The organism is Burkholderia stabilis (genome assembly GCF_001742165.1).
In the GTDB taxonomy this organism is placed as follows: domain Bacteria; phylum Pseudomonadota; class Gammaproteobacteria; order Burkholderiales; family Burkholderiaceae; genus Burkholderia; species Burkholderia stabilis.
The window spans coordinates 1,150,271-1,176,719 of sequence record NZ_CP016443.1 but is presented as its reverse complement, the minus strand read 5'-3'; the positions used below and the strand labels follow the sequence as shown (position 1 = coordinate 1,176,719).

The window sequence follows — 26,449 nt, the reverse complement described above, 5'->3', positions numbered from 1 at the left end:
GTAATGGATTTCTCCCGATTCTTCATCGACCGGCCGATCTTCGCGGTCGTGCTGTCGATCGTCATCTTCGCGATCGGCCTGATCTCGATTCCGATGCTGCCGGCCGGCGAATACCCGGAAGTCGTGCCGCCGAGCGTCGTCGTGCGCGCGACGTACCCGGGTGCGAACCCGAAGGAAATCGCCGAATCGGTCGCCGAACCGCTGGAAGAGGCGATCAACGGCGTCGAAGGCATCATGTACATGAAGTCGGTCGCCGGGTCGGACGGCAGCCTGCAGGTGGTCGTCACGTTCCTGCAGGGCGTCGATCCCGACACGGCCGCCGTGCGCGTGCAGAACCGCGTGAGCCAGGCGCTGTCGCGCCTGCCCGACGAGGTGCGCCAGTACGGCGTGACCACGCAGAAGCAGTCGCCGACGCCGCTGATGTACGTGAGCCTCTATTCGCCGGACAACAGCCGCGATTCGCTGTACCTGCGCAACTACCTGACGTTGCACGTGAAGGACGAGCTGTCGCGGCTCACCGGCATCGGCGACGTCGGCGTGTACGGCTCCGGCGACTACGCGATGCGGCTGTGGCTCGACCCGAACCGGCTTGCATCGCGCGGGCTGACCGCCAGCGACGTGATCGCGGCCGTGCGCGAGCAGAACGTGCAGGTGTCGGCCGGCCAGCTCGGCGCGGAGCCGTCGCCGAAGGCGCACGATTTCCTCGTGTCGATCAACGTGCGCGGCCGCCTGCGCACGGTGCAGGAGTTCAGCGACATCGTGCTGCGCAACGGCGACGACGGCCAGGTCGTGAAGCTGTCCGACGTCGCGCGCATCGAGCTCGGCGCGGGCGACTACACGCTGCGCTCGTATTTCAACGACAAGCATTCGGCCGTGGTCGGCATTTTCCTGTCGCCGGGCGCGAACGCGCTCGACGTCGCGAAGGCCGTGTACGCGAAGCTCGATGAACTGTCGAAACGGTTCCCGCCCGGCGTCGCGTACCGCCCCGTGTGGGACCCGACGGTGTTCGTGCGCGAATCGATCCGCGCGGTGCAGCACACGCTGATCGAAGCGGTGGTGCTGGTCGTGCTCGTCGTGATCCTGTTCCTGCAGACCTGGCGCGCATCGATCATTCCGCTCGTCGCGGTGCCGGTATCGGTGGTCGGCACGTTCGCGTTTCTCCATCTGCTCGGCTATTCGATCAACACGCTGACGCTGTTCGGGCTCGTGCTCGCGATCGGGATCGTCGTCGACGATGCGATCGTCGTCGTCGAGAACGTCGAGCGCAACATCGCGCAAGGGTTGAGCCCGCGCGACGCCGCGCACCAGGCGATGCGCGAGGTGTCGGGGCCGATCGTCGCGATTGCGCTCGTGCTGTGCGCGGTGTTCGTGCCGATGGCGTTCATGTCGGGCGTCACGGGCCAGTTCTACAGGCAGTTCGCAGTGACGATCGCGATCTCGACGGTGATCTCCGCGATCAACTCGCTGACGCTGTCGCCCGCGCTCGCCGCGAAGCTGCTGCGTCCGCACGGCGCGCCGAAGGATGCGCTCACGCGCGCGCTCGACCGCGCATTCGGCTGGCTGTTCCATCCGTTCAACCGCTTCTTCGAGCGCAGCTCCGATCGCTATCACGGCGTCGTCGGCCGCACGCTGAAGAAGCGCGGCGTGGTGTTCGCGGTCTATGCGGCGCTGCTCGCGGCGACCGCGCTGCTGTTCAACGCGGTGCCGGGCGGCTTCATCCCCGTGCAGGACAAGCTTTACCTGTTCGCCGGCGCGAAGCTGCCGGAAGGCGCGTCGCTCTCGCGCACGAGCGCCGTGACCGAGCAGATGACGAAGATCGCGCTCGGCACCGATGGCGTCGAGATGGTGCCGGCGTTCGCGGGGCTGAACGCGCTGCAGGGCGTGAACACGCCGAACATCACGAACTCGTACGTGATCCTGAAGCCGTTCGACCAGCGTCATCGCAGCGCCGCGCAGATCAACGCGGACCTGAACGCGCGTTTCGCGGCGATCGGCGGCGGCATCACCTATGCGTTGATGCCGCCGCCGATCCAGGGCCTCGGCAATGGTTCAGGTTATTCGCTGTACCTGGAGGATCGCGGCGGGCTCGGCTACGGCGCATTGCAGAACGCGCTCACGGCGTTCCAGGCGGCGGTCGCGAAGACGCCAGGGATGAGCTACCCGGTCAGCTCGTACCAGGCGAACATTCCGCAGCTCGAGGTGAAGGTCGACCGGCTGAAGGCGAAGGCGCAGGGTGTCGCGCTGACCGACCTGTTCAATACGCTGCAGGTGTATCTCGGCTCGATGTACGTGAACGACTTCAACGTGTTCGGCCGTGTGTACCGCGTGATGGCGCAAGCCGACGCCGGCCACCGGCAGACGGCCGCCGACATCGCGAACCTGCGCACGCGCAACGCGAAGGGCGAGATGGTGCCGATCGGCTCGATGGTGACGGTCGGGCCCGCGTACGGGCCCGACCCGGTGGTCCGCTACAACGGCTATCCGGCTGCCGACCTGATCGGCGACGCCGATCCGAAGGTGATGTCGTCGTCGCAGGCGATCGCGAAGCTCCAGCAGATCGCGAAGGAGGTGCTGCCGCCCGGCATCACGCTCGAATGGACCGACCTCAGCTACCAGCAGGTCACGCAGAGCAACGCGGCGATCGTCGTGTTCCCGCTCGCGGTGATGCTCGTGTTTCTCGTGCTGGCCTCGCTGTACGAGAGCTGGACGCTGCCGCTCGCGGTGATCCTGATCGTGCCGGTGTGCATGTGCGCGGCGCTGTTCGGTGTATGGCTGTCCGGCGGCGACAACAACGTGTTCGTGCAGGTCGGCCTGGTCGTGCTGATGGGGCTCGCATGCAAGAACGCGATCCTGATCGTCGAGTTCGCGCGCGAGCTCGAAATCCAGGGCAAGGGCGTGATCGAAGCCGCGCTCGAAGCGTGCAAGCTGCGGCTGCGCCCGATCGTGATGACGTCGGTCGCGTTCATCGCGGGCTCGGTGCCGCTGTTGATCGGCAGCGGCGCGGGCAGCGAAGTGCGTGCGGCCACCGGCGTCACCGTGTTCGCGGGGATGCTCGGCGTCACGCTGTTCGGGCTGTTCCTGACGCCCGTGTTCTATGTGGCGATCCGCAAGCTCGCGGGCGGCACGCCGGCCGTGTGGAGCGAACAGCACGGCACCCTCGAAGGAGAAAACCGATGAGCGCCGCTTTCCGTCTTTCCGCGCTCGCGATGTCGGTGACGCTGGCCGCCTGCGCGGTCGGCCCTGATTTCAAGCGACCCGACACGGCGAGCGCCGTGCGGTTCGCGCGCGACGAACATCCGGCGACGCAGCGCGACGCGTCGCCGTCCGATACGCCGCCCGATGTGTCGGCCGATGCCGATGCCGCTTTCTGGCGCGGCTTCGGCGATCCGGCGCTGACGCAGTTGATCGACGCGGCGCTCGCGGCGAACCAGGATCTGCAGGTCGCCGTGTCGCGCTATGACGCATCGAACGCGCTGCTGTCGCAGGCGACGTTCGACCGCTTTCCGACGATTACCGCGAGCGGCCAGATCGGCCATCAGCTGATGAGCAAGGACCAGGCGTTCGGCGCGCCGCGCAGCCAGCGCGATAATCCGACGTCCAGCATCGGGATCAATGCCGCATGGGAACTCGACCTGTTCGGCCGCGTGCGGCGCTCGATCGAATCGCAGCGCGCGGAAACGGCGGCGAGTGCGGCGGACGTGCGCGCGGTGCGCGTCGCGATCGCGGGCGAGGTCGCGAGCACGTACGTCGATCTGCGCGGCTCGCAGGAACGGCTGCGGATCGCGCGCGACAACGCCGACAACCAGAAGCAGACGCTCGCGCTGATCAATGCGCGCGTCGGCGCGGGGCGCGGTTCGGAGCTCGACGCGGCGCGCGCGCGGGCGCAATACGAATCGACGACGTCGCGGATCGCCGTGTACGAAGCGGCGATCGGCGTCGACGAGCACCGGCTCGCGGTGCTGACCGGGCAGACGCCGGATGCGCTGATCGGCCGTTTCGACTGGCCGAAGGCGGCCGTCTCGCCGGGCACGCCCGTGCCGCTGCCGGCGCTTGCCGCCGACATCGATCCCGGCACGCCGGGCGACCTGTTGCGCCGGCGGCCGGACGTCGCGGCAGCCGAAGCGCGGCTGCACGCGGCGACCGCGCGCGTCGGCGTCGCGACGGCCGACCTGTTTCCGCGTTTCACGTTGTCGGGGTTGCTCGGCAGCGCGACGAGCAGCTACGGGTTCTTCCGCGCGGGCAGCGATACGAACCTGATCGCGCTCGGCATCGACTGGTCGTTCCTCGACGTCGGTCGCGTGCGCGCGCGGATCGCGGCGAGCGACGCGGAAGCGGCCGGCCAGCTCGCGCAGTACCGTCAGACCGTGCTCGGTGCGCTGGAGGAAACGGAGAACGCGCTGCTGCGCGTCGCGCGCACGCGTGACGAGACGGCGCACCTCGTGCGTGCGGCGGATGACAGCGCGCGTGCCGAGCAGCTCGCGCAGGCGCGCTTCTCGGCGGGCGCGATCGACTACTACGAAGTGCTCGACGCGCAACGGACGCTGCTGCAGGCGCAGGACGCGGCGGCCGACGGGCGGATGCGCAGTGCGGCGTCGACGGTCGCGTTGTACAAGGCGCTCGCGGGCGGCTGGCCGTCGGGAACGGGGCAGGGCGCGCAAGGCCCGCTCGCGGAGTCGAGGCGATAGCGCGGGCGCGTTTGCGCGGCAGGCTGGATGCGCATGCCTGCCGCGCGGCCGCACGACTACACCGTCGCCGGATCGATCTTGCCGATGTCGATGCCGTAACGCCGGATGGCTTCGCCGACCCGCGCGCGAGGCATCGCGCCTTCATCGGCGAGCGCCTTCAGCGCGGCGATCACGATGAAGTGCCGGTCGACCTCGAAGAACGTGCGCAGCGCTTCGCGTGTATCCGAGCGGCCGAAGCCGTCGGCGCCGAGCGACACGAAGCGCCGGCCGTCGACGAACGCGCGGATCTGGTCGCCGACGATCTTCATGTAATCGGTCGCGACGACCACCGGCCCCGTACGCCCGTCGAGGCATTGCTGCACATACGGCACGCGCGGCGACGCGTCCGGATGCAGCAGGTTCCAGCGTTCCGCGGCGAGCCCGTCGCGGCGCAGCTCGGTCAGGCTCGTCGCGCTCCACACGTCGCTCGACACGCCGAAGTCCTGCGCGAGCAGGTCGCTCGCGGCGAGCACTTCGCGCAGGATCGCGCCGCTGCCCATCAGTTGCACGTGCGGCGCATCGGTGCGCACCGCGCTGTCGCGCAGCAGATAGAGACCCTTGAGAATGCCGGCTTCCGCGCCGTCGGGCAGCGCCGGGTGCGGGTAGTTCTCGTTGAGCAACGTGATGTAGTAGTAGATGTCCTCCTGTTCCGCGAACATCCGCCGCAGGCCGTCGCGCACGATCACCGCGAGCTCGTACGCATAGGTCGGGTCGTACGACACGCAGTTCGGGATCACCGACGACAACACGTGGCTGTGTCCGTCGTTGTGCTGCAACCCTTCACCCATCAGCGTCGTGCGGCCCGACGTCGCGCCGAGCAGGAAACCGCGCGTGCGCGCGTCGCCGGCCGCCCACGCGAGATCGCCGACACGCTGCAGCCCGAACATCGAATAGAAGATGTAGAACGGAATCGCCGGCAGGCCGTGGTTGCTGTATGCGGTGCCGGCCGCGATCCACGATGCGATCGCGCCCGATTCGTTGATCCCTTCCTGCAGGATCTGGCCGTCCTTCGCTTCCTTGTAGTAGCTGAGCTGGCCGGCATCCTGCGGCGTATAGAGCTGGCCGAGATGCGAATGGATGCCGATCTGGCGGAACAGGCCTTCCATCCCGAACGTACGCGATTCGTCCGGCACGATCGGCACGACGAGCTTGCCGAGGTCCGGGTCCTTCAGCAGCGTGGTGAGGATGCGCACGAACGCCATCGTCGTCGACAGCCCGCGTTCACCGCTGCTCCTGAGCTGGCCGTCGAATGCGGCGAGCGGCGGCACCGGCAGCGGCTCGACGCGGCTGAAGCGGGCCGGCACGTGGCCGCCGAGCGCCGCGCGGCGCTCGGCGAAGTAACGCGCTTCGGCGCTGCCCGGCTCGGGCTTCAGATAGGGCAGTTCGTCGAGCTGCGCGTCGCTGACCGGCAGCGCGAAGCGGTCGCGGAACGCGCGCACGGCGTCCGCGCTCATCTTCTTCAACTGGTGGTTCACGTTCTGGCCTTCGCCGGCTTCGCCCATCCCGAAGCCCTTGACCGTTTTCGCGAGCACGACGGTCGGCCGTCCGTCCGCGCGCATCGCCTGCGCGTAGGCCGCATGGACCTTTTCCGGATCGTGGCCGCCGCGCGCCAGTTTCCAGATGTCGTCGTCGGAAAGATCGGCGACGAGTTCAAGCAATTCCGGATACTTGCCGAAGAAATGCTCACGCACGTATGCGCCGCTCTGCGACTTGAAGGTCTGGTAGTCGCCGTCGACGCATTCCATCATGCGCTGGCGCAGCAGGCCGGTCGTGTCGCGTTCGAGCAGGCGATCCCAGCCGCCGCCCCAGATCACCTTGACGACGTTCCAGCCCGCCGCGCGGAACGTGCCTTCCAGTTCCTGGATCACCTTGCCGTTGCCGCGCACGGGGCCGTCGAGACGTTGCAGGTTGCAGTTGACGACGAAGATCAGGTTGTCGAGCCGCTCGCGCCCGGCGAGCGAGATCGCGGCGAGCGATTCGGGCTGGTCCATTTCGCCGTCGCCGAGAAACGCCCAGACCTTGCGGCCCTGATGCGCTTTCAGTCCGCGATATTCGAGGTAGCGCATGAAGCGCGCCTGATAGGCGGCCGTGAGCGGCCCGAGCCCCATCGACACGGTGGGGAATTGCCAGAAATCCGGCATCAGGCGCGGATGCGGATACGACGACAGCCCGTCACGTCCCGCTTCACGGCCGGTCTCGCGGCGGAAGTTGTCGAGCTGCGCGTCCGTGATGCGGCCTTCCAGATACGCACGGCCGTAGATGCCGGGCGCCGAATGCCCCTGGATGTAGACCATGTCGCCGTCGAAAGCATCGGTGCGGCCGCGGAAGAAATGATCGAAGCCGACGTCGTACAGTACGGCGGCCGACTGGTAGGTCGCGATGTGGCCGCCGACGTTCGAATGCCGGCCGGCGCGCAGCACCATCACCATCGCGTTCCAGCGGATCATCGCGTTCAGGCGCCGCTCGAGCGCGAGATCGCCCGGGTAGGCCGGCTGCCGCTCGCGCGGCACGGTGTTCACGTAGGCGGTCGTCACGCGGCCGTGCAGGTCGCCGTGGCGGGCCGCGTCGAGATCGGCGAGCTGGTCGAGCAGGTAGTGCGCGCGCGGGCGGCCTTCGAGGGCGATCACGGATTCGAGCGCATCGATCCATTCGCGGGTTTCCTGCGGGTCGATGTCGGGTAGCGCGAGAGGTGCGGTCATGCAATGTCTCCAGAAGCATAAGGCTGCGCGGGGCGACGGTCGTGGCGCCGCGTCGCGCGACGGAACACCCGCCGATCGGCGGGTAGATAGTTGCAATTGCAATCATGTCGAAGGCAATTGTATCGAGGTAAAATTTAATTGCAACTGCAATTCAACGAAAGGAACGACCTGACATGAGCGCACCCGAACCCGATCTGTGGTTCTCGTTCGTCCGCGCGCACCGGACGATGATTCGCGAGATCGAACGCCGTCTCGCGGAGGCCGGCCTGCCCGCCTATGCGTGGTACGACGCGTTGTGGGGGCTCGAAAGCGGGCCGGACGGCACGCGTCGCATGCACGAACTCGCCGATGTGCTGGCGATCGAGCGCTACAACCTCACGCGGCTCGTCGACCGGCTCGAACAGGAGGAGCTCGTCACGCGCGCGCGCTCGGCGGACGATGGCCGCGCCGCGTTCGCGCGTATCACCGACAAGGGGCGGACGCTGCGCAAGAAGATGTGGAAGGTGTACCAGTCGACGGTCGCGGAGCTTTTTCTCGACCAGTTCGGCGCGAAGGAGCAGGCGGCGATGGCCGCCGCGCTCGATCGCGCGACGGCCGCCGCGCGCGAGGCATCGACGGACGCGAAGTAGCAGCGGCCGCGCCGCGCGTCAGGCGAGCCCATACCGGTGTATGGCCTGCGCGGCACGGTCGGCCGGTACACGGCCGGCGTCGGCGAGCAGGCGCAGCGCGACCGCCACGATCCATCGCGGATTCGGCGCGCGTGCGCCGCCAGCGCCGGCCGAATCCGCGCCGAGCGCCGCGAAGCGGGCAGGGACGAACGCACCGATCTGCGCGGCGATGTGCCGCGCATAGCCCGTCACCGCGAGCACCGGCGCATTGCCTTCACCGAGACACGCACGGACGTGCGCGATGCGCGGTTCGGCATGCGGATGCAGCAGGTTCCAGCGATCGGCCTCGCGGCCGTCGCGCGCGAGTTGCGTATAGCTCGGGCAGCTCCAGATCGTCGAATCGACACGCCATTCGTCGTGCAGCAGGTCGGCTGCTTCCATCACGTGCGCGAGTGTGCTGCCCGCGCCGCACAGCCGAATCTGCGCGACCGCGCCGGCCGCCGAGCGCCGGCCGGCCCGCACCATACCCCTGAACGCATCCCGGGCCGCGGTGGCCGACAGCGGTTTCGTGTCGGGCATGCAGTCGTCGTGGCTCGCGAGGTAGAAGAATCCCGGCTGGCCGTCGACATAGAGCGCGTGCAGCGCGTGGCGCAGGATCGCGATCGCCTCGTGGCCCGAAGCCGGGTCGTACGGCGTACACGCCGGGTTCGCGGCCAGCCAGTGCGGGACGTCGGGCGTCACGCCCTTGGGCCATGACGACAAGGTCGTTTCGGCGTCGTTCACGAAGATCCCGCGCGCGACGGTCTCGGCTGACGCCAGCCGCAGGCGGTCGGTCGCGCGCGCCTGCAGCAGATACAGCAAAGGCCGCTCGAAACGCTGGCCCGCCGCGAGAAAGCGCAGCGGCCACGCGCTGATGCGACGATGCGCGTTGTCGCCCGCCGCCGATGCGGGGTCATCGGCGCGGACGATCCATACGCGTTCCGACGTCGCCGCATCGTGTTCGAGGCAATCGGCGGCTGCACGCATCGCGCCGAGCGGTGACACCGCTCGGCCGCGCGGCGCGAGCCGCCGCGTCACCAGTCGTTCGAGGCAGGCCGCCGCGGCGCGGCGGGTGTCGGGCGTCCGCACGGGCGGACCGGATCGCGCAGTCTGCATGTCCCTCCTTCGAGTGTTGGCATGTTGCCGGGACCGTTGGTCCAGGCATAGGATTGCAATTGCAACGATTGTAGTTGCAACGATAACCGGATGACAAGGACCGACATGACATCGACTCACTCCCTCACGTTCTATACGGCCGACACGCCGAACGGGCACAAGGTCGCGATCTACCTGGAAGAGGCCGCGCTCGCGCACGATCGCGTGCACGTGAACCTGTCCGCCGGCGAGCAGCGCAGCCCGGCGTTTCTCGCGATCAACCCGAACGGCAAGATTCCGGCGATCGTCGATCACGACACCGGCCTGGCCGTGTTCGAATCCGGCGCGATCCTCGGCTATCTCGCCGCGAAGACGGGCGTTCTGCAACCCGAAACGCTGGCCGAGCGCACGGCGGTCCAGCAATGGCTGCACCTCCAGATCGGCGGCATCGGGCCGATGCTCGGCCAGCTGTGGTGGTTCCTGCGTGCATCGAAGACGGTCAATGTGGAAGCGATCGACCGCTATCGCAACGAGGCGAAGCGTCTCTATGCGGTCGTGAACGGCCGGTTGTCGGAATCCGCGTATCTCGCATCGTCGCGATACTCGATCGCCGACATTGCCGCGTTTCCGTGGTTGCGCACGGCGGCGGAGCTCGATCTCGACATCGCGGGCTATCCGCATGTGGAGCGCTGGCTGGCCGACATCGAAGCGCGGCCGGCCGTTCAGCGGGGCCTGATCGCATGCCGTGCGCCGGTGGCGGAACAGGCGCACTGACGTTACATCGCCCGCGCCGCACGCGCGGCGCGGAAACCGGGCAGGTTGCCCGCCCCGAAACATCGTTCTCCTTCGTCGTAAACGTCTCGAATGCGTGATATTTGCGCCGCTCGATCCGGTTTAGAGTGGCCGCGAATCGATGACGATGCGTCGCATGGCCGCAGCCCCGGGCCGTACAGACGCACCAGAGGAGTGGGAGACAAATGGGTGAAGGCAGGATTACGCAGGTCGAATCGTTCGGTTTCGAGCGCATTCCCGATGCATCGCGCTATGCGCGGCCGATCGATCTGTTCCGGTTGCTGTTCGGCGGCTGCAATACGTTTTCCACATCGGTGCTCGGCAGCTTTCCCGTGCTGGTCGGGCTGTCGTTCAAGGCGGGCGTCGCCGCGATCGTGCTCGGCGTGCTCGCCGGCACCTGCATCCTCGCGCCGATGAGCCTGTTCGGCCCGCGCAACGGCACGAGCGACCCCGTGTCGTCCGGCGCGCATTTCGGCATCCACGGCCGGATCGTCGGCTCGTTCCTCGCGCTGCTCACGTCGATCGCGTTCTTCTCGCTCGCGGTGTGGAGCTCGGGCGACGCGCTCGTCGGCGGCGCGCACAACATGGTCGGCGTGCCCGTCAACGGCTTCACGCTCGGCGCCGCCTACATGGTGTTCGCGGTGCTCGTGCTGATCGTGTGCATCTACGGCTTCCGCTTCATGCTGTGGGTCAACAAGATCGCCGTGTGGGCCGCGAGCGTGTTGTTCGTCGCGGGCCTGTTCGCGTTCGCCGGGCTGTTCGACGTCAACTACGCCGGCACGCTGCATCAGGGCAGCGCGGGCTTCTGGGCCGCGTTCGTCGGCGCGGTGCTGGTGGCGTTGAGCAATCCGGTGTCGTTCGCGTCGACGCTCGGCGACTGGGCGCGCTACATCCCGCAGCACACGCCGAAGCATCGCGTGATGGGCGCCGTGTTCGCCGCGCAGATCGCGACCTTCGTGCCGTTCTTCTTCGGCCTCGCGACCGCGACGATCATCGCGTCGAAGGCGCCCGCGTTCATCGCGTCGAACGACTACGTCGGCGGGCTGCTCGCGATCTCGCCGCGCTGGTTCCTGCTGCCGATGTGCCTGATTGCGATCATCGGCGGGATGTCGACCGGCACGACCGCGCTGTACGGCACGGGCCTCGACGTGTCGAGCATGTTCCCGCGCTTCCTGAACCGCGTGCGCGCGACGCTGCTGATCGGCACGATCGCGATCGCGTTCATCTTCGTCGGCCGCTTCTGGTTCAACCTCGTCGAGAGCGTCGCGACGTTCTCGACGCTGATCGATACCTTCAGTTGCCCGTGGATGGCGATCATGGTGATCGGCTACGTGACGCGCCGCGGCTACTATCTCGCCGACGACCTGCAGGTGTTCAACCGCGGGCTGCACGGCGGACACTACTGGTTCACGCACGGCTGGAACGTGCGCGCGATGGGCGCATGGCTGCCGGCCGCGTTCGTCGGGCTGGCGTTCGTGAACCTGCCGGGCCAGTTCGTCGGGCCGCTCGGCAACCTCGCGGGCGGGCTCGACCTGAGCGTGCCGGTGTCGCTGGTGATAGGCGGGATGCTGTACTTCGTGCTGCTGACGCTGTATCCGGAACCGGACGGCGTGTACGGCCCGCACGGGCGCCGCTTCGTGCGCGGCGGCCGGCAATCGGCGCGCGGCGCCGGTGCGCCGGCGATCCAGCCGAAGGGATACTGAGCGGCGCGTTGCGCCTGACCCCGGAACGACAACGCCGCCGTGCGGGCATAGCCGCCGGCGGCGTTGTCGCTTCCGGCAGGACGGCGGCCTGCCGGCACGGCGATGCGATGCGTATCAGTGGAACGTGCTGCCCGCGAGCATCCCGCCGTCGACGATGAATTCCGACCCCGTGCAATACGCGGATTCGTCGGACGCGAGGAACAGCACGAGACTGGCCACCTCGTCGGGTTTGCCGATGCGCGCGATCGGCAGGCCGCTGTAAATCGACGACGGATCGAAATCCGCGTACTCGGGCGGGCGCGCCATCACCGTATCGATGCCGCCCGGGTGCACCGAGTTCACGCGAATGCCGTAGCGGCCGAATTCGAGCGCGGCGGCCTTCGTCATCCCGCGCACCGCGAACTTGCTCGACACGTACGCGCTGCCGCCCGCGACGCCTTCCATCCCGGCCGTCGACGACACGTTGACGATCGAGCCGCCGCCCGCATCCTTCAGCGCGGCAAGCGCCGATTTCATGCCGAGCCAGCAACCGACCTGGTTCACGTCGATCACCTTGCGATAGTCGTCGAGCGAACACGATTCGATCGGCACGAGCTTCAGGATCGCCGCGTTGTTCACGAGGATGTCCAGCCGGCCGAAATGCGCGAGCGTCGCCTGAATGGCCGCCTGCCAATCGCTTTCGCTCGTCACGTCGAGATGCTGGAAATGCGCGGCGTCGCCGAGTTCGGCCGCGACGCGCCGGCCGGCGTCGTCCAGCACGTCGGCGATCACCACGCGCGCGCCTTCGGCGACGAACCGGCGCGCTTCCGCTTCGCCCTGGCCGCGGGCGCCGCCCGTGATCAGCGCCACCTTGCCTTCGAGTCGTTTCATCCTGATTGCTCCTGTGGGTGAGAGAGACGCGCGCGGCCGCTCACGCGGTGGCGGCCGCCACGTCGATGATGCGGACGGGATTGGCGCCGTCCCATGTGCGGGCTTCGGAGATGCCGTGCGCGATCATGTCGCGCATGCCGGCGCCTTCGATGATTTCGACGCGCACGCCGGGATCGTCGGCGTCGTCGAGATAGGCGACGCGCGTGGACGGGTTGTGCGCTTCGAACACGACGCGCAGGCCGCGCGCGGTGAGCTGCGCCAGCGCCGCATCGAGATCGTCGACGACCCACGCGACGTGATGCAGGCCGACGAGGGGCTGCCCGTGCGCGTCGCGGTACGGCGAGCGCGAATCGTTCGTCACGTGGATCAGTTCGATCTGCAGATCGCCGCGATACGCGAGCCCGACGTCCATCGTGACCGTCACCGGTTCGCCGAGATGGCGGCCGTCGAGGCGCACGTTGCGGAACACGGTCCACGGGCCGAGATCGTGGCGCGCACGCCAGCGCGCGACGCTGGTGTCGAGGTTGGCGACCACGTAGCCGAGCTGGTCGATGGGGCCGAGGACTGGGTCGTTCATGTCGTCTCCGTGGCGGGCGCACGTGTGCGCGGCGCGCAATGAATGACGGCCATGATGGCAACAAAGCCCGTGCTTCGTGCCGTCCGAATGGACTAGCACGCGCTGTTCGTATCGCCGGGAGTCGGGACGGAAGAGGGGCGGGGCAGGCGAGTGAGGCGGATCGAGCCGCGCGTCACCGCGCGTTCGGCCCCTTGACCGTCAGCCGGCACACGGTGGCGAGCGCGAGCAGGTTCGGGTCGCGTTCGCGCCGGTGCAGGAAGCTCAGGCCGATCGTCTGGCGGATCGTGGGCCCGGCGAGCGGCACGAGCGCGATCTTGTGCGCGAACAGGTCGCGTACGCGGCCCGGCAGCAGCGAGCAGCCGACGCCGCCCGACACGAGGTTGATCAGCGAGAAGATGTCGCCGACGCGCATCACGACGTTCGGTGTGACGCCGGCCGCGCGGAACGCTTCGGTGAAGCCGTGGTGCGTCGCGAAGCCTTCGCCGAGCGATACGAACGGCACGTCGCGGCACGCGTCGAGATCGATCGCGTTGCGCTGCGCGTACGGCGAATCGATCGGCGCGGCGAAGAACATCTCGTCCTGGAACAACGCGATCGATTCGATCTCGGCGTCCGGGTCGGGCAGCGCCATCAGCGTCGCGTCGATCGCGCCCTGCCTGAGCTTGTCGAGCAGGTCGGCGTTCGAGCCGAGCACGAGTTCGGCCTGCAACTCGGGGCGGCGCTCCTTCAGTGCGATCACGACTTCGGGCACGGTGCGGATCGTCAGCGAATAGAGCGAGCCGATCTTCAACTGCCCGGCGCCGTAGCCGGCCGCTTCGCGCGTCGAGCGAATCCCGTCCGTCATCGTCTTGAGCACTTCGCCCGCGACTTCGGCGAGCACCAGCGCGGCGTCGGTCGGAATCAGGTTGCGCCCCTCGTGACGAAACAGCGCGCAATGCATGCCTTCCTCGAGCGTATGCAGCGCGCGATGCACGCTCACCGTGCTGACGCCCAGCGCTTCGGCGGCTTTCGCGAGGCTGCCGGCTTCCATGAACGCGAGGAGCACCTCGAGCTTGCGGAACGTGATCTCTTCGTTGATGCGGTTGCGCATGATCCAGGCGACGGGAAGGGCAGCTGACGATTCTGCCGCAGAACCCGGGCCGCAACAATGCGCGAATCACCGGGTTTTTCGCGGGGCAAAGGCGCGCTGCGGAAACATTTAATCTCCGGCTAAGTTTCTTCCGCGGGCGTTAATTGATGCGGGTTTTTGGCGTCCCTATGATCGTTTCAAGCCGGTCGTGCGTGCGCCGAGAGGGTTGCTTTTACCTGTCTCGGGCCAGCGTGCGAACGGTCGGTTCGCCCATGCCTGCCGTGCACGGCGGCCGGCATGCGGTGCGGCACCACGAGACTGCAGGAGATAAGCATGCACGACTCACGTCGGAACACGCGGCATCGGCAAGTGGTTGCCGCCGTCGTCGGCAATACCCTCGAGTGGTACGACTTCATCGTTTACGGGTTCTTCTCCGGCATCATCGCGCGGCTGTTCTTTCCCGCCGAGAGCCAGTACGCGTCGCTGCTGATGTCGCTCGCGACGTTCGGCGTCGGCTTCTTCATGCGCCCGGTGGGCGGCATCCTGCTCGGGCTCTATGCGGATCGCAAGGGCCGCAAGGCCGCGATGCAGCTCATCACTCCTGATGACGCTGTCGATCGCGCTGATCACGTTCGCACCGTCGTACGCGACGATCGGCCCGGTAGCGCCGGCCCTGATCGTCCTCGCGCGGCTGTTGCAGGGCTTCGCGACCGGCGGCGAATACGCGAGCGCGACGGCGTTCCTCGTCGAGAGCGCGCCCGAGAACCGGCGCGGCCTGTACGGGTCGTGGCAACTGATCGGCCAGTGCCTCGCGGTGTTCTCGGGCGCGGCGATGGGCGCGTGGGCGACGCAGTCGCTGTCGGATGCCGCGCTGCACAGCTGGGGCTGGCGCGTGCCGTTCGCGCTCGGGCTGCTGATCGGGCCGGTCGGCCTGTGGATCCGCCGGCACATGGAGGAGACGGAGGCGTTCATCGATGCGAGCAAGTCGGCCGTCGAGCCGCCGGCGAGCGTGGCGCGCGTGCTGCGCGACAACCTGCGCGGCGTGCTGGTGTCGATGGGGCAGACGATCACCGGCACGGCCGTGTTCTACGTGATGCTCGTCAACATGCCGACGTTCGTGCACAAGACCTTCGGGCTGCCGCTCGACCAGGTGTTCAAGGTGCAGATGCTGGCGGTCGCGCTGCTGACGGTGACGATTCCGGTCGCCGCGATCGTGTCCGACCGCATCGGCAGGCGGCCCGTGCTGATCGCCGGCATGCTGGCGATGCTGACGGTCACCTATCCGCTGTTCTCGTGGCTGGCCGCGGCGCCGAGCATTGGGCGCTTGCTGGTGATGCAACTGGTGATCTGCACGATCATCGGGATCTGCTACGGCCCCGCGCCGACCACGCTCGCCGAACAGTTCGCGACGCGCTCGCGTTCGACCGGCATCGCGCTCGCGTACAACGTCGCGGTGATGATCTTCGGCGGCTTCGCGCCGTTCATCGTCACGTGGCTGACGCACGCGAGCGGGTCGCCCGTCGCGCCCGCGTGGTACGTGCTGTTCGCGGCGTCGTTCGGGCTGCTCGCGAGCGTGTTCATGCACGACGGCGCGCCGTGCGTGCTCGCGCGCCGGCAGTTTCAGGGCGAACCGCTGAGCGTCAAGTAACGGCCGGCGGCCTGATGCCCGCGCCGGCGAGCCATCGGCGCGGGCGGCATCCTGGGTATCGGTGCGTCCGATGATGAGCATCGCGGGCGGCGGCCTACCGCGGCGGCCGTCCGGTCATTACGCTTGGGCGATCATCCACTCTGTCCGGAAGGTCGCCATGTCCCGGCTCGATTACAAGCTGCTCGGCCCCTGTTTGCTCGCCATCGCGATCGACGCGATGGGGTTCGGGCTCGTCTATCCGATGATGTCCGCGATCTTCAGCGATCCGCACGCGGGCATCCTGCCGGCCGACGCCGGCGCGCACGCGCGCAATTTCTACCTCGGTCTCGGCTACGGGATCTACCCGCTGTGCATGTTCTTCGGCTCGTCGCTGATGGGCGAGTTGTCCGATCGCTACGGCCGCCGCAGGATCCTGCTGCTGTGCGTGCTCGGCCTCGCGGCCGGCTACGCGATGATGGCGGCCGGCGCGTGGCACGCGAGCGTCGCGCTGCTGCTGGCGGGCCGCGGGCTGACCGGCCTCATGGCCGGCTGCCAGGGCATCGCGCAGGCGGCGATCACCGACCTGAGCACGCCGGAGAACAAGGCGTACAACATGAGCATCATGTCGCTCGCGTTCAGCGCGGGCGTGATCGTCGGCCCCGTGCTCGGCGGCGTCACGTCCGACCGGACGATCTCGCCGCTGTTCGACTACGGCACGCCGTTCGTGCTCGTCGCCGCGCTGTCGCTGGCGTGCGCGTTCTGGACCTGGGCGTCGTACCGCGACTCGGCCGCACCGCGCGGCGACACGCGCATCGATCCGCTGCTGCCGCTGCGGATCATCTGGGAGGCCGCACGCCAGCGCAACGTCGCGTTCCTGTCGGTGGTGTTCTTCCTGATGCAGGTCGGCTACGGGCTCTACCTGCAGACCATCATGCTGCTGTTGCAGGCGAAGTTCGGCTATACGAGCGCGCGGCTCGGGCTGTTCAGCGGCGTGATCGGGATCTGCTTCGTGTTCGGCCTGCTGTTCGTCGTGCGGCTGATGCTGCGCGTGTGGCGCGTGATCGACATCGCGAAGACGGGCCTGCTCGTCGCCGGGCTCGGGCAGGTGCTGTCCGCGCTGTTCCCGCAGGAGCCCGTACTGTGGGCGCTAGCGATGGTCGTCGGCTGCTTCGACATGGTTGCGCATACGACGATGTATACGGCGTTCTCCGACGCCGTCAGCGAAGACCGGCAGGGCTGGGCGCTCGGCGTCGCGGGTTCGGTGATGGCCGTCGCGTGGGTCGTGACGGGCGCGCTGACGAACCTGCTGCCCGTATTCGGCGAGATCGGCCTGCTGCTGATCGGCGGCGCGGGCTTCCTGCTCAGCTTCGTGATGATGGTCGCGTACGGGCGCACGCAGCCGGGCGCGCGTACGCCCGCGCTGTCGTAGCGTGGGCGGTCGAGCGGGTTGGCCCGATCCTGTCGGACGTTGTCCCGCGTGCCGCTGTCGCGCGAAGCCGCGTGGCCCGACACTGGCGTCTCGCGGTGCTGGAAGCGCCAGGCCGCGTCCGGCGGCGCCGGCAGGGCCGGCCCGCCGTTCCGTTCGATGTGCCAACCTGGAGTAGAGAACGACCCATGCAACATCCGACCATCCGTACCCTGGCCGGCGCGACGGCGCCGACGTCGATCGCCGCCGCCCGCACCGCACTGCTGGTGATCGATTTCCAGAATGAATATTTCAGCGGCCGGCTGCCGATTCCGGAAGGGCCGCGCGCGCTCGGCAACGCGCAGCGCGTGATCGCGTTCGCCGACCGCGCGGGCATTCCGGTGTTTCACGTCCAGCACGTCGATACCGCCGACAGCCCGATCTTCGCCGACGGCAGCGACGGCTTCCGTTTCCACGCGGATTTGCAGCCGGCGCCGCATCACGCGGTGGTGAAGAAGACGTCGGTGAGCGTGTTCCCGACCACCGACCTCGACGCGCGCCTGAAAGCGGGCGGCATCGACACGCTGATCGTCACGGGCCTGATGACGCACGCGTGCGTCGCCGGCGCGGCACGTGATGCGGTGCCGCTCGGCTATGCTGTGATCGTCGTCGACGACGCATGCGCGACGCGCGACCTCGATGTCGCAGACGGCGGCACGGTGCCGCACCGCGACCTCCATCGCGCGACGCTGGCCGCGCTGTCGGACACGTTCGGCGATGTGCTGACGACCGCGCAGGTGCTGGCGCTCGACGTCGCCTGACGGCCGCCCGGCGTGCGCTTCGACGTCAGTCGGCCCAGCCCGGCGCGGCGTACACGACTTCACCGCGGAAGCTCGTCTCGATCACGCGGGTTTGCGCGAACGTCTCGACCGGGTGCGCGAACGGATTGCGATCGAAGATCGCGAAGCTCGCGTCCTTGCCCGCTTCGAGCGAGCCCGTGCAGTCGTCGAAGCGCAGCGCATAGGCGGTGTTCACCGTATAGGCCTCGAGCATCGTCAGCAGGTCGAGGCGCTCGTGCGGATTCCACGGCGGGCTGTCGGGCTGGTCGATCAGCAGGTGCGTGACGCCGGTCTGGATGATCTGCATCGGGTCCATCGTGCTGACCGACCAGTCGGAACCGGCCGCGAGCATCACGCCCGCGTTGCGCATGCTGCGGAACGGGTAATTGCGCGCGGCGCGCTCGTCGCCGAGCAGGTCGCGATAGAGCTGCTGCTGTTCTTCGCGCGCGGCCGTCCACAACGTCTGCACGCTCGCGATCGCGCCGAGCCGGTTGAAGCGGCTCATGTCGGCCGGATCGACGAGCTGCAGGTGCGCGAGCTGCGCGCGCCGGTCACGCATGCCGTTACGGCGCTGCACGTATTCGAGCGCGTCGAGCGTCATGCGCACCGCGCGGTCGGCGAGCGTATGGAAGTGCAGGTCGAAGCCGGCCGTATCGGCGAGCAGGCAGATCTCGTTCAGCGCGTCCTGGCTCCACAGCGCGAGGCCGCAGTCGTCGGTGCCGGCGTACGGCTCGAGCAGCGCGGCGGTTTTCGATTCCGGCACGCCGTCGACGAAGATCTTCACCGTATGCAGGCGCAGGTTGTCGCGCTCGTATTCCTGACGCCATCCGACAAAACGCTCGACCTGCTCGCGCGGATCGCGGCGCGGGTTCGCATAGAGGCCCGCGCTCATGTACGCCTTCAGCGTGCCGGCGCGCTGCGCCGCGGCGTATGCCTTGAGCTCGGCTTCCTCGACGCGCGCGTCGAACCAGCCCGTGATGCCGTAGCCGTGCGCCATCGTGTGCGCTTTCGCGAGCGACTTCGGATAGCCGGCCGGGCTCAGTTGCGGAATGATCGGGCAGACGCGATAGAACGCCGCTTCGTGCACGACGCCGTTCGGCGCGCCCGACGCATCGCGCTCGTAGACGCCGCCCGATGGGTCGGGCGTATCGGCCTTGATGCCGGCTGCTTCGAGCCCCTTCGTGTTGAGGCAGCCGCTGTGCACGTCGAAGCCGACCACGAGCAGCGGCCGGTCGGGCACGATCCGGTCGAGCAGTTCGCGGGTCGGGTAGGCGCCGAACGCGGCGAGATTGGCGCCGCCGAGGTAGACCCACGGCTCGTTCGGCGTCGCGTCGGCGCACGCGCGGATGCGCTGCAGGATCGCGTCGGGGTCGTTGATGCCGGACAGGTCGAAGTCGCCGAGGATCTGGTGGCCTTCGAGCGGGTGCACGTGGCCGTCGATGAGGCCCGGCAGCATCAGCCGGCCGGCGAGGTCGACCATGCGAGTGGCGGGGCCGGCGAGCGGGCGGATGTCGTCGTCGCGGCCGACCGCGACGATCTTGCCGTCCTTCGTGGCGAGCGCCTGCGCGAAGCGGCGCTGCGCGTCGCCCGTGTAAAGCAGGCCGTTCAGATAGACGGTGTCGGCGTGTTGCATGTGTCTCCTCCGGATAGGGGGCGTGTCGACGGGCGCACGCGTCCGGCGGGCGGGCCGTCTGGCTCGTCCGGTCGCGTGAACCCGGTCGGGTTGGAATGGGGTGCGGGGCGTTACGTACCGGCGCTGCGCGCCGGATGCGACGGCGTCGTGCCGCGGTCACCGCCGGCCGCGACGGGCGGTGCGTCATGCCGGTTTCGCCGACGGCTCCCGATCGGCAAATCGGTGGGGGACGCATGTGCGGCCGCGCGGGCCGGCGTCCATCCGGTATTCGGCATTCGGTGTCTCCGTGGCATCCGACGTGTTCCTGTCGCCGGGTGAGTCAGATACTAGGAGCGGGGCGGCCGGCTGTCTGTCATCGTTTTGAGGACAACGCGCGACAAAGGCGGCGGGAGGTAGGGCGATGTGCCGGGGTGATCTACCGGCTGCGGGCTTCCGGCGTTTCCTCTTCGGTCACGCACCACGCGAAGAGCCCGGCCCGGTTCGCAACGCCGAGCTTCGCGAGCGCGCGCCCGAGATAGGTGCGCACGCTGCTGGGCTTGAGCGCGAGCGTATCGGCGATCTGCGGGACGGGCCGGCCTTGCAGCACGGCGCGGCAGACGAGCCGCTCGCGCTGCGACAGCGCCGCGCCGCTGGCCGACAGCCGCTGTTCGAAGCGCTGCAGCAACGCGTCGTCGTCCGAGCGCGGCGTCAGGCGGGCGAGCCGCGCATGCTGGATCAGCAGCGGCAGCACGAAATCGCCGAGCTGCCGCAGCAAGGCCAGTTCGGCCAGCGTGTAGGACGGCTGGCCGCGCCGGCGGAACAGCGAGAACGCATAGACGTAGTCGCGCTCGCTGCCGAGCAGCGTGCAGTCTTCGCCGAGCTCGCCGAGCGCAAATTGGCGGCCGTATTCGGTCGCCGTGTCGATGTCTTCGTTGCACGAGAACACGAGCTGCGAGTCGGTCGCGCGCTCGATATGCGGAAGCAGCGTATCGGTGCGCCAGTCGCCCTGTGTATACAGATCGAGCGCATGGCGGGTGCCGTCGGGATCGTCGCCGCCGGCGAAGAACAGCACGTCGACGTTGTCGACCGATTGCGACGGCGTATCGCGCCGGTAACGCATCGCGACGCAGTAATGGGATTGCGGGTCGACGGTTTCGCGCAGCCACGCCCAAAGCCGGGCGGGAAACTGCGGACTGCCGAGGCTGGCGACCAGGTCGCCGGCGTTGCTCAGGGAAATGTGGGCGGGGCTCATCGTTGACACCGTCTTCGCGAACGGCCGCCCGCGCCGGCCGGGTTTCGCGTGCGGCGGCGCGCTTGGCAGGCGGCGGCGTGCGGTCATGCGGGCCCGCGGCCGGCGCGGCGGCGAAGCTACGATTGTAGGGGACTTCGCCGCGACCGGGCATCCATGCGGGCGGGCGACACGGCGGATTGCCGTCGACGACCGGCGCACGGCGCGCGTCGTCGGATGCCGCTTGCCGGCCCGTGCGTCAGAACATCGTGTTCCGGTTCGCGGACGTTTCGGGCACCGGCTGGATCACGTCCCAGTGCTCGACGATCTTGCCGTCCTTCACGCGGAAGATATCGACGATCGCTTCGCCGCGATCGCCCGGACGCTCGGTCGCATGCACGTGCAGGTACACGAGGTCGCCGTCGGTCGCGCTGCGGACGATGCGCGCCCGCGATGCCGGGTTCTTCTGGAAGGCGCCGACGAAATACGACACGAACGGCTTCTTGCCGTCCGGCACGTGCGGGTTGTGCTGCTTGTAGTCGTCCGCGACGACGGCGGCGGCTTCGACCGCTTCATGCTTGTTGAAGAAGCGGTCGTAGAACGTCAGCACGAGCTGGCGGTTGGCTTCCTCGGCGGCCAGGTCGCGCGTGGCCGGGCCGGCGGCCAGCGCGGCCGTCGACGCGGCCAGCAGGACGAGCGCGGCAACGGCGCGAACGGGGGAGCGGAGCGATGACATGTAGCGTTTTCCTTGTCTGACGTTTCGTGGACTGATGTGCGATACACGGCTGCGGGCTGCACCGGTCGGTCGCGGTGACCGGCGGCACATGTGCGCGTGGCTGCGAGCACGCATTGCGCGTCGATGCGAAGGGATCGGCGCGAAACGCATGCCGTCAGCGCTGCCGATGGTGCGAGGCCGCGCGGCATCGTCATGTTTCGTTGAACTGGCGAATCCGGGCGGCTGCCGGGCCGATCGAATGGTACAGTTGCCGCGAACCCGTCACAAGAAGTCAGCGCGGTGTGAACAGGTCACACCGCGCTGACCATGCATTGTCCGTGAAAGAGAATCCCGTCATGCCGTTGCCCTCCGCCGACGAAATCGTCGAACTCGATCAGCCGTGCCCGATCCGCGATGTGCTCGACCGCATCGGCGACCAGTGGAGCCTGCTCGTGCTCGAAGCGCTGTCCGGCGGGACGATGCGCTTCAACGAACTGGGCCGTGCGATTGGCGATGTGTCGAAGCAGATGCTGTCGCGCACGCTGAAGCGGCTCGAGCAGGACGGTTTCGTCAGCCGCACGCTGTTCGCCGAGGTGCCGCCGCGTGTCGAATATGCGCTGACCGACCTCGGGCGTTCGTTCCTGACGCCGATGCACGCGATGATCCGGTGGGCCGACGAACATCATCGCGCGATCTGCGCCGCGCGCCGTCGAGCGCGGGAGCTGGAGGGCGGTGGCCGCTGAGCGGCGCGCTGGCTCAGTTCCTTTGAAGGGTGGTGTGTTGCCGACGGCTCGGCTTGGCGACGTATGTCGGCTCGGCATCGGATGTTCGTTATCCGAAGGGCCTCGTCCAGGTGGACGGCTTGACGATACGCTGCCGCGTTCGTCGCAAATACAGCAACGCGTGTGCGACGCGACACCCAAGTCGACGGCCAGCGTCGGCGCGACCGAAACATGGCGTCTTCTGTTGTATGGGGCGCGACAAGAGGACAGCAGGAATTCGCGCGGTGCAGGATGACGAGACCGCAAAGAGGCGGCCGTGTCGATTACCGACGTTGTCCGATCGGATGGAGCACGAGTATCGGTATCGCGGCCGGGGGCGCGCCGGAGAAGGGCCGAATGTGCGGGATGTGCGGGATTTGCGGGGCACGCGTGCCGCTCGCCAGGATTCCGCGGCCGGGGCGCGGTGCGGATTCGCGCCCGGACCGGCTCCGGCCCCTCCACGGGCCGGAGCCGGTTGGTTGTCTATCGCCACGAACCGTCGACGTAGATCCACACGTGCCCCTGGCGACGCCAGTAGCCGGGTACCCACCGCCGCCCGGGGCGCCGTGCGACCCAGCGGCCGGACACCCATATATAGCGGCCGCGCTGCCAGCTCCAGTAGCCGTCGGTCCATATATAGCCGTGCGGCCGAGGCGGCGGCGGACGGCGATCGTGCCGGGCCGCCGGCGGTCCGAAGCCCGGGCGGTCGGCATAAGGCGGCCCGCCGGGCACGCGATTCGGGCCGGACGGCCGATAGACGGGCGGTGCGGGCTGAGCCGAGGCGGCGCGCAGCCAGCCGGTGCCGGCAAAGGCGGCGGTCAGTCCGATGGCGCGCAACAACGAGCGTCGATTCATGGCGTGTCCTGTTCTGTATTCGAGGCCGCCTTACATTAGCCTGCCGGTGCGCCGACCGGGTTACGCGAGCGGTTAAGGCTGTTACCGCGTGTCACGGCAGCCGCAGGCCGCCGTTGCCGGCCCTGCCGGCGGGTGGACATGACCCGCTTCACGGATGTCGTGCGTTGTTTACTGACCGGCCGACACGTTTTAGACGGCGAGAGCCTGGTATTTGAGACTAAACTGAGTAAAAATTGCCGATTCGAGGGTGCCCAATCGAATCCGTTTGTTGTTTCTATGCAACCGTCAAGACGATGACATGTAAGAATGGTGCGATGGGAGGCTCCAAAAAGCCGTCGTCAAGAAGTCAAAAACAAGCATCAAAACAAATACTTATAACGCGGCCCTACTTTCATTATTTCTAGTTCTGGAAAAGCTTATTTCTTTATTTGCGGATCGCTCCCCTAGGGTACACCCCTATACTCACGGTTCCCAAACGGGCAACTATCCGGGCGCGGCCAGCAGGACCGATGGCGCTCCCGGGCGGTTGAAGACCGTTTATGAACAAGGTCGCGAGACCTGCCTCTTTTTAGAAGGGAGCTCCACGAATGAACAAGACTCTGATCGTTGCAGCAGCTGCAGCATCGTTCGCAACCGTCGCTCACGCGCAAAGCAGCGTCACGCTGTACGGCGTGCTGGACGCAGGCATCACCTACCAAAGCAACGTTCAGCCGGCCCTGGGCCAAGCTGGCAAGTCGCGTTGGTCGATGGGTTCGGGCGTTGACCAGAGCCGTTTCGGCCTGCGTGGCTCGGAAGACCTGGGTGGCGGCCTGAAGGCAATCTTCACGTTGGAAAGCGGCTTCAACATCGGTAACGGCAAGTTCGCGAACGGCAACGGCGGCATGTTCAACCGTCAAGCTTTCGTCGGCCTGTCGAGCCAGTACGGCACGGTCACGCTGGGTAAGCAATACGACGCAACGCAAGACTACCTGGCGCCGCTGACGGCAACGGGCTCGTGGGGCGGCACGTACTTCGCGCACCCGCTGAACCTTGACCGTCTGAGCACGAACGGCGATGTCGCTCAGAACAACACGATCAAGTACACGAGCGCGAACTACGCTGGCCTGCAATTCGGCGGCACGTACTCGTTCTCGAACAACACGAACTTCGGCAACAACCGTGCGTACAGCGCGGGTGCTGCATACCAGTTCCAAGGTCTGAAGCTGGCTGCTGCATACTCGCAAGCGAACCTGGGTGACGGTACGAACGCAAACGGCGCAACGTCGTCGGCGATCGGTGGCATCGCTAGCCAAGGCCGCGTCCGCACGTACGGTGCTGCTGCTGGCTACGCATTCGGCCCGGCACAAGTCGGCGCTGCATGGACGCAAGCACGTCTCGACAACAACGCTGTCGGTAGCCTGGGCTCGGTGCGCACCGACAACTACGAAGTCAACGCAAAGTACAACCTGACGCCGGCTCTCGGCCTGGGTGCTGCTTACACGTACACGAACGCGAAGATCAACAACGGCAGCACGCACTGGAACCAGTTCGGCCTGCAAGCTGACTACGCACTGTCGAAGCGCACGGACGTCTACGCACAAGCTGTGTACCAGCGTGCAGCGAAGAACGGCATTGGCGCATCGATCTACAACGGCGACAACAGCACGCTGCCGAGCTCGTCGATCAACCAAACCGCAGCAACGGTTGGTCTGCGTCACCGCTTCTAAGCGTGACAGGCGGGGTAACCCGCTTCGCAGCATCGAAAAAGGCGCCTTCGGGCGCCTTTTTTTTCGTCTGCGGAATGGATAACGACGATTCATATCGTCCGGATGCAAAAAAGCGAGGCACATGCCTCGCTTTTTTTCGTTCTGCGCCGGTCACGGCGCGGTGCTGGCCGGCTGGCGTCAGCGCGTGTATTCGCCGTTGGCTTCCGGCTGGAACACGATCGCGGAGACCTTCATCAGCTTTTCGGCACCGCTCGGCTGCATCACCTTGACCATCTGGCCGCGCTGCGTGCCCAGCAGCGCCATGCCGACGGGCGAGAACACGTTCAGGCGGCCCAGTTCGAGATTGGCGGCGTCAGGATAAACGATCGTCCAGGTGGTCTGTTCCTGGGTTGCTTCGTCGAGCAGCGTGATCTGCGAATTCATCGTGACGACGTTCGCCTTGATGGTGTCCGGCTGAACGATGTCGGCGCGCTCGAGCAGCGTGTCGAGCATGGTCTGGAATCGCGGGTTGTGCTCGGCGTGCTTCTCGAGGCGAGCGACGTCGAGTTCAGTCAACTGGTAAAGGCGTTGTTTCATGGCAGTTCTCCAAATGATCGGCAGGGGCAGGCGTGGCGTGCCCATGAGGATCGCCCGGAGCCTGTCTGACCTGGCTCCGGGAGGAGACCGAGCCGTCAGATCAGGCGCCGGGCAGGGGCGAGCGGCGCCTGGGCCGTGCGTCGAGCGAGGGGATGCGCCGGATAATCGGCGCGCGCGCGCACGCCGGCGGGGCCGGACGGCGAAACCGAAAGAGGCGTGAGCGCGTGCATGGTGGATGTGGAATATCGACTGGCGAATAAAACCTTACGATTCTACAACACAACCTTCGGGATATGTGATCTGGCTGTTGGCGTTTCGTCAGAGATTGTTGTGTAGATGAAGCAAGTGGCGGCGTTGCGATTCGGAAAAGGCGGGCGATATTTGCCAAAATCGCAACGCTGTATGTTCAAACTAAGGGTTTCCCCTCGGGGTGACGAGCACTACACTGGATTCAATCGCTTCAGACAGTCCTGCCGAGGCGACATCAAAAGAGAACATATTCCGGAGGTAAATCATGAAGTCGATCATCTACGCAGCCATCGCCGCATCCGTCCTTGCCGCTCCGATCGCATCGTTTGCGCAATCCGAGCAAGGGCTGACCCGTGATCAGGTCAAGGCCGAACTCGTGCAACTCGAACAGAACGGCTACAAGCCGCTGGCGAGCGATTCGCAGTATCCGAGCAACATCCAGGCAGCCGAACAACGAATTCAGCCGAACCAGCCGATGCTCGCGCAGGCCGATACGAGCGGCTACGGTGCCGTGCCGACGGGCGCAGCACAAGCGGGTCGCCGCATGACGCGGGAAGCGCCGAATCCCGTGAACTCGGTCTACTTCGGTAACTGAACGTCCCCGGGTCTGCCCGAGCGCACCGCTTAATCGACGAGACGCGCGCCATTTGCGCGCGTTGTTCGCCCGCAGGAGCAGAACCTCCGTCGCCGCATTCCGGCG

Annotated in this window: 20 protein-coding genes and 1 pseudogene; 11 read left to right on the top strand and 10 right to left on the bottom strand. The window is 67.4% G+C overall.

What is annotated here, in order from left to right; genetic code table 11:
• The first annotated feature begins 3 nt into the window (after positions 1-3).
• Both BBJ41_RS23225 and BBJ41_RS23220 read left to right on the top strand, forming a co-directional pair.
• A complete protein-coding gene (locus BBJ41_RS23225; protein ID WP_069748626.1) occupies positions 4-3,177 on the top strand; it encodes an efflux RND transporter permease subunit in 3,174 nt (1,057 codons plus the stop codon).
• Positions 3,174-4,685 (top strand): efflux transporter outer membrane subunit, encoded by a 1,512-nt coding sequence (locus BBJ41_RS23220; RefSeq protein WP_069748625.1) that lies wholly within the window; start codon positions 3,174-3,176, stop codon positions 4,683-4,685. Before BBJ41_RS23225 ends, BBJ41_RS23220 begins: the two co-directional genes overlap by 4 nt.
• A gap of 56 nt (positions 4,686-4,741) precedes the next feature.
• Here BBJ41_RS23220 and aceE read toward each other — a convergent pair whose 3' ends face one another.
• Positions 4,742-7,423, bottom strand: a complete 2,682-nt coding sequence (gene aceE, locus BBJ41_RS23215) for a pyruvate dehydrogenase (acetyl-transferring), homodimeric type (protein WP_069748624.1) — start codon at positions 7,421-7,423, stop codon at positions 4,742-4,744.
• Positions 7,424-7,596: 173 nt separating this feature from the next.
• On the opposite strand from aceE, the gene BBJ41_RS23210 reads away from it, so the two are divergent.
• A complete protein-coding gene (locus BBJ41_RS23210; RefSeq protein WP_069748623.1) occupies positions 7,597-8,052 on the top strand; it encodes a MarR family winged helix-turn-helix transcriptional regulator in 456 nt (151 codons plus the stop codon).
• An 18-nt stretch (positions 8,053-8,070) separates the two neighbouring features.
• On the opposite strand, the gene BBJ41_RS23205 is transcribed toward BBJ41_RS23210, so the two are convergent.
• Positions 8,071-9,186 (bottom strand): transketolase-like TK C-terminal-containing protein, encoded by a 1,116-nt coding sequence (locus BBJ41_RS23205; protein ID WP_069748622.1) that lies wholly within the window; start codon positions 9,184-9,186, stop codon positions 8,071-8,073.
• 105 nt (positions 9,187-9,291) lie between these two features.
• Between BBJ41_RS23205 and BBJ41_RS23200 the strand changes: the two genes are divergently transcribed.
• Both BBJ41_RS23200 and BBJ41_RS23195 read left to right on the top strand, forming a co-directional pair.
• Positions 9,292-9,939, top strand: a complete 648-nt coding sequence (locus BBJ41_RS23200) for a glutathione S-transferase family protein (RefSeq protein ID WP_069748621.1) — start codon at positions 9,292-9,294, stop codon at positions 9,937-9,939.
• A gap of 203 nt (positions 9,940-10,142) precedes the next feature.
• The gene (locus tag BBJ41_RS23195; RefSeq protein ID WP_069748620.1) at positions 10,143-11,660 is read left to right on the top strand and encodes a purine-cytosine permease family protein; all 1,518 of its coding nucleotides are present in this window, start codon (positions 10,143-10,145) and stop codon (positions 11,658-11,660) included.
• A gap of 114 nt (positions 11,661-11,774) precedes the next feature.
• Here BBJ41_RS23195 and BBJ41_RS23190 read toward each other — a convergent pair whose 3' ends face one another.
• The 3 genes from BBJ41_RS23190 to BBJ41_RS23180 all read right to left on the bottom strand — a co-directional run bounded on the left by BBJ41_RS23190 (position 11,775) and on the right by BBJ41_RS23180 (position 14,197).
• On the bottom strand, positions 11,775-12,530 hold the full coding sequence (locus BBJ41_RS23190; protein WP_069748619.1) for a glucose 1-dehydrogenase: 756 nt from the start codon (positions 12,528-12,530) through the stop codon (positions 11,775-11,777).
• 40 nt (positions 12,531-12,570) lie between these two features.
• The gene (locus tag BBJ41_RS23185) at positions 12,571-13,107 is read right to left on the bottom strand and encodes a VOC family protein (protein WP_069748618.1); all 537 of its coding nucleotides are present in this window, start codon (positions 13,105-13,107) and stop codon (positions 12,571-12,573) included.
• 172 nt (positions 13,108-13,279) lie between these two features.
• Entirely contained in the window at positions 13,280-14,197 is a 918-nt protein-coding gene (locus BBJ41_RS23180) for a LysR family transcriptional regulator (RefSeq protein WP_069748617.1), read from the bottom strand.
• 276 nt (positions 14,198-14,473) lie between these two features.
• On the opposite strand from BBJ41_RS23180, the pseudogene BBJ41_RS23175 reads away from it, so the two are divergent.
• From BBJ41_RS23175 to BBJ41_RS23165, 3 genes and pseudogenes are all read left to right on the top strand, one after another.
• Positions 14,474-15,824: pseudogene (locus BBJ41_RS23175) on the top strand (MFS transporter).
• 157 nt (positions 15,825-15,981) lie between these two features.
• Positions 15,982-17,232, top strand: a complete 1,251-nt coding sequence (locus BBJ41_RS23170; protein ID WP_069748616.1) for an MFS transporter — start codon at positions 15,982-15,984, stop codon at positions 17,230-17,232.
• A 185-nt stretch (positions 17,233-17,417) separates the two neighbouring features.
• A complete protein-coding gene (locus tag BBJ41_RS23165) occupies positions 17,418-18,029 on the top strand; it encodes a cysteine hydrolase family protein (protein WP_069748615.1) in 612 nt (203 codons plus the stop codon).
• Between the two features lie 25 nt (positions 18,030-18,054).
• Here the strand turns inward: BBJ41_RS23165 and BBJ41_RS23160 are convergent, their stop codons facing one another.
• The 3 genes from BBJ41_RS23160 to BBJ41_RS23150 all read right to left on the bottom strand — a co-directional run bounded on the left by BBJ41_RS23160 (position 18,055) and on the right by BBJ41_RS23150 (position 21,623).
• Positions 18,055-19,680, bottom strand: coding sequence for an amidohydrolase (locus tag BBJ41_RS23160; RefSeq protein WP_069748614.1), 1,626 nt, complete (start codon positions 19,678-19,680; stop codon positions 18,055-18,057).
• Positions 19,681-20,095: 415 nt separating this feature from the next.
• Positions 20,096-20,911, bottom strand: coding sequence for a helix-turn-helix transcriptional regulator (locus tag BBJ41_RS23155; protein WP_232036262.1), 816 nt, complete (start codon positions 20,909-20,911; stop codon positions 20,096-20,098).
• 235 nt (positions 20,912-21,146) lie between these two features.
• A complete protein-coding gene (locus BBJ41_RS23150) occupies positions 21,147-21,623 on the bottom strand; it encodes a nuclear transport factor 2 family protein (protein ID WP_069748613.1) in 477 nt (158 codons plus the stop codon).
• 335 nt (positions 21,624-21,958) lie between these two features.
• Here BBJ41_RS23150 and BBJ41_RS23145 point away from each other — a divergent pair, with 335 nt between their 5' ends.
• Positions 21,959-22,345 carry a winged helix-turn-helix transcriptional regulator gene (locus BBJ41_RS23145; protein ID WP_069748612.1) on the top strand — a complete coding sequence of 129 codons (387 nt, stop codon included), beginning with the start codon at positions 21,959-21,961 and terminating at the stop codon, positions 22,343-22,345.
• 501 nt (positions 22,346-22,846) lie between these two features.
• Here the strand turns inward: BBJ41_RS23145 and BBJ41_RS23140 are convergent.
• On the bottom strand, positions 22,847-23,218 hold the full coding sequence (locus tag BBJ41_RS23140) for a YXWGXW repeat-containing protein (RefSeq protein ID WP_069748611.1): 372 nt from the start codon (positions 23,216-23,218) through the stop codon (positions 22,847-22,849).
• A 587-nt stretch (positions 23,219-23,805) separates the two neighbouring features.
• Here BBJ41_RS23140 and BBJ41_RS23135 point away from each other — a divergent pair.
• On the top strand, positions 23,806-24,924 hold the full coding sequence (locus BBJ41_RS23135; RefSeq protein WP_069748610.1) for a porin: 1,119 nt from the start codon (positions 23,806-23,808) through the stop codon (positions 24,922-24,924).
• Between the two features lie 177 nt (positions 24,925-25,101).
• Here BBJ41_RS23135 and BBJ41_RS23130 read toward each other — a convergent pair whose 3' ends face one another.
• Positions 25,102-25,500 (bottom strand): GreA/GreB family elongation factor, encoded by a 399-nt coding sequence (locus BBJ41_RS23130; RefSeq protein WP_069748609.1) that lies wholly within the window; start codon positions 25,498-25,500, stop codon positions 25,102-25,104.
• A gap of 514 nt (positions 25,501-26,014) precedes the next feature.
• On the opposite strand from BBJ41_RS23130, the gene BBJ41_RS23125 reads away from it, so the two are divergent.
• Positions 26,015-26,344, top strand: coding sequence for a DUF4148 domain-containing protein (locus tag BBJ41_RS23125; RefSeq protein WP_069748608.1), 330 nt, complete (start codon positions 26,015-26,017; stop codon positions 26,342-26,344).
• Positions 26,345-26,449 lie beyond the last annotated feature (105 nt).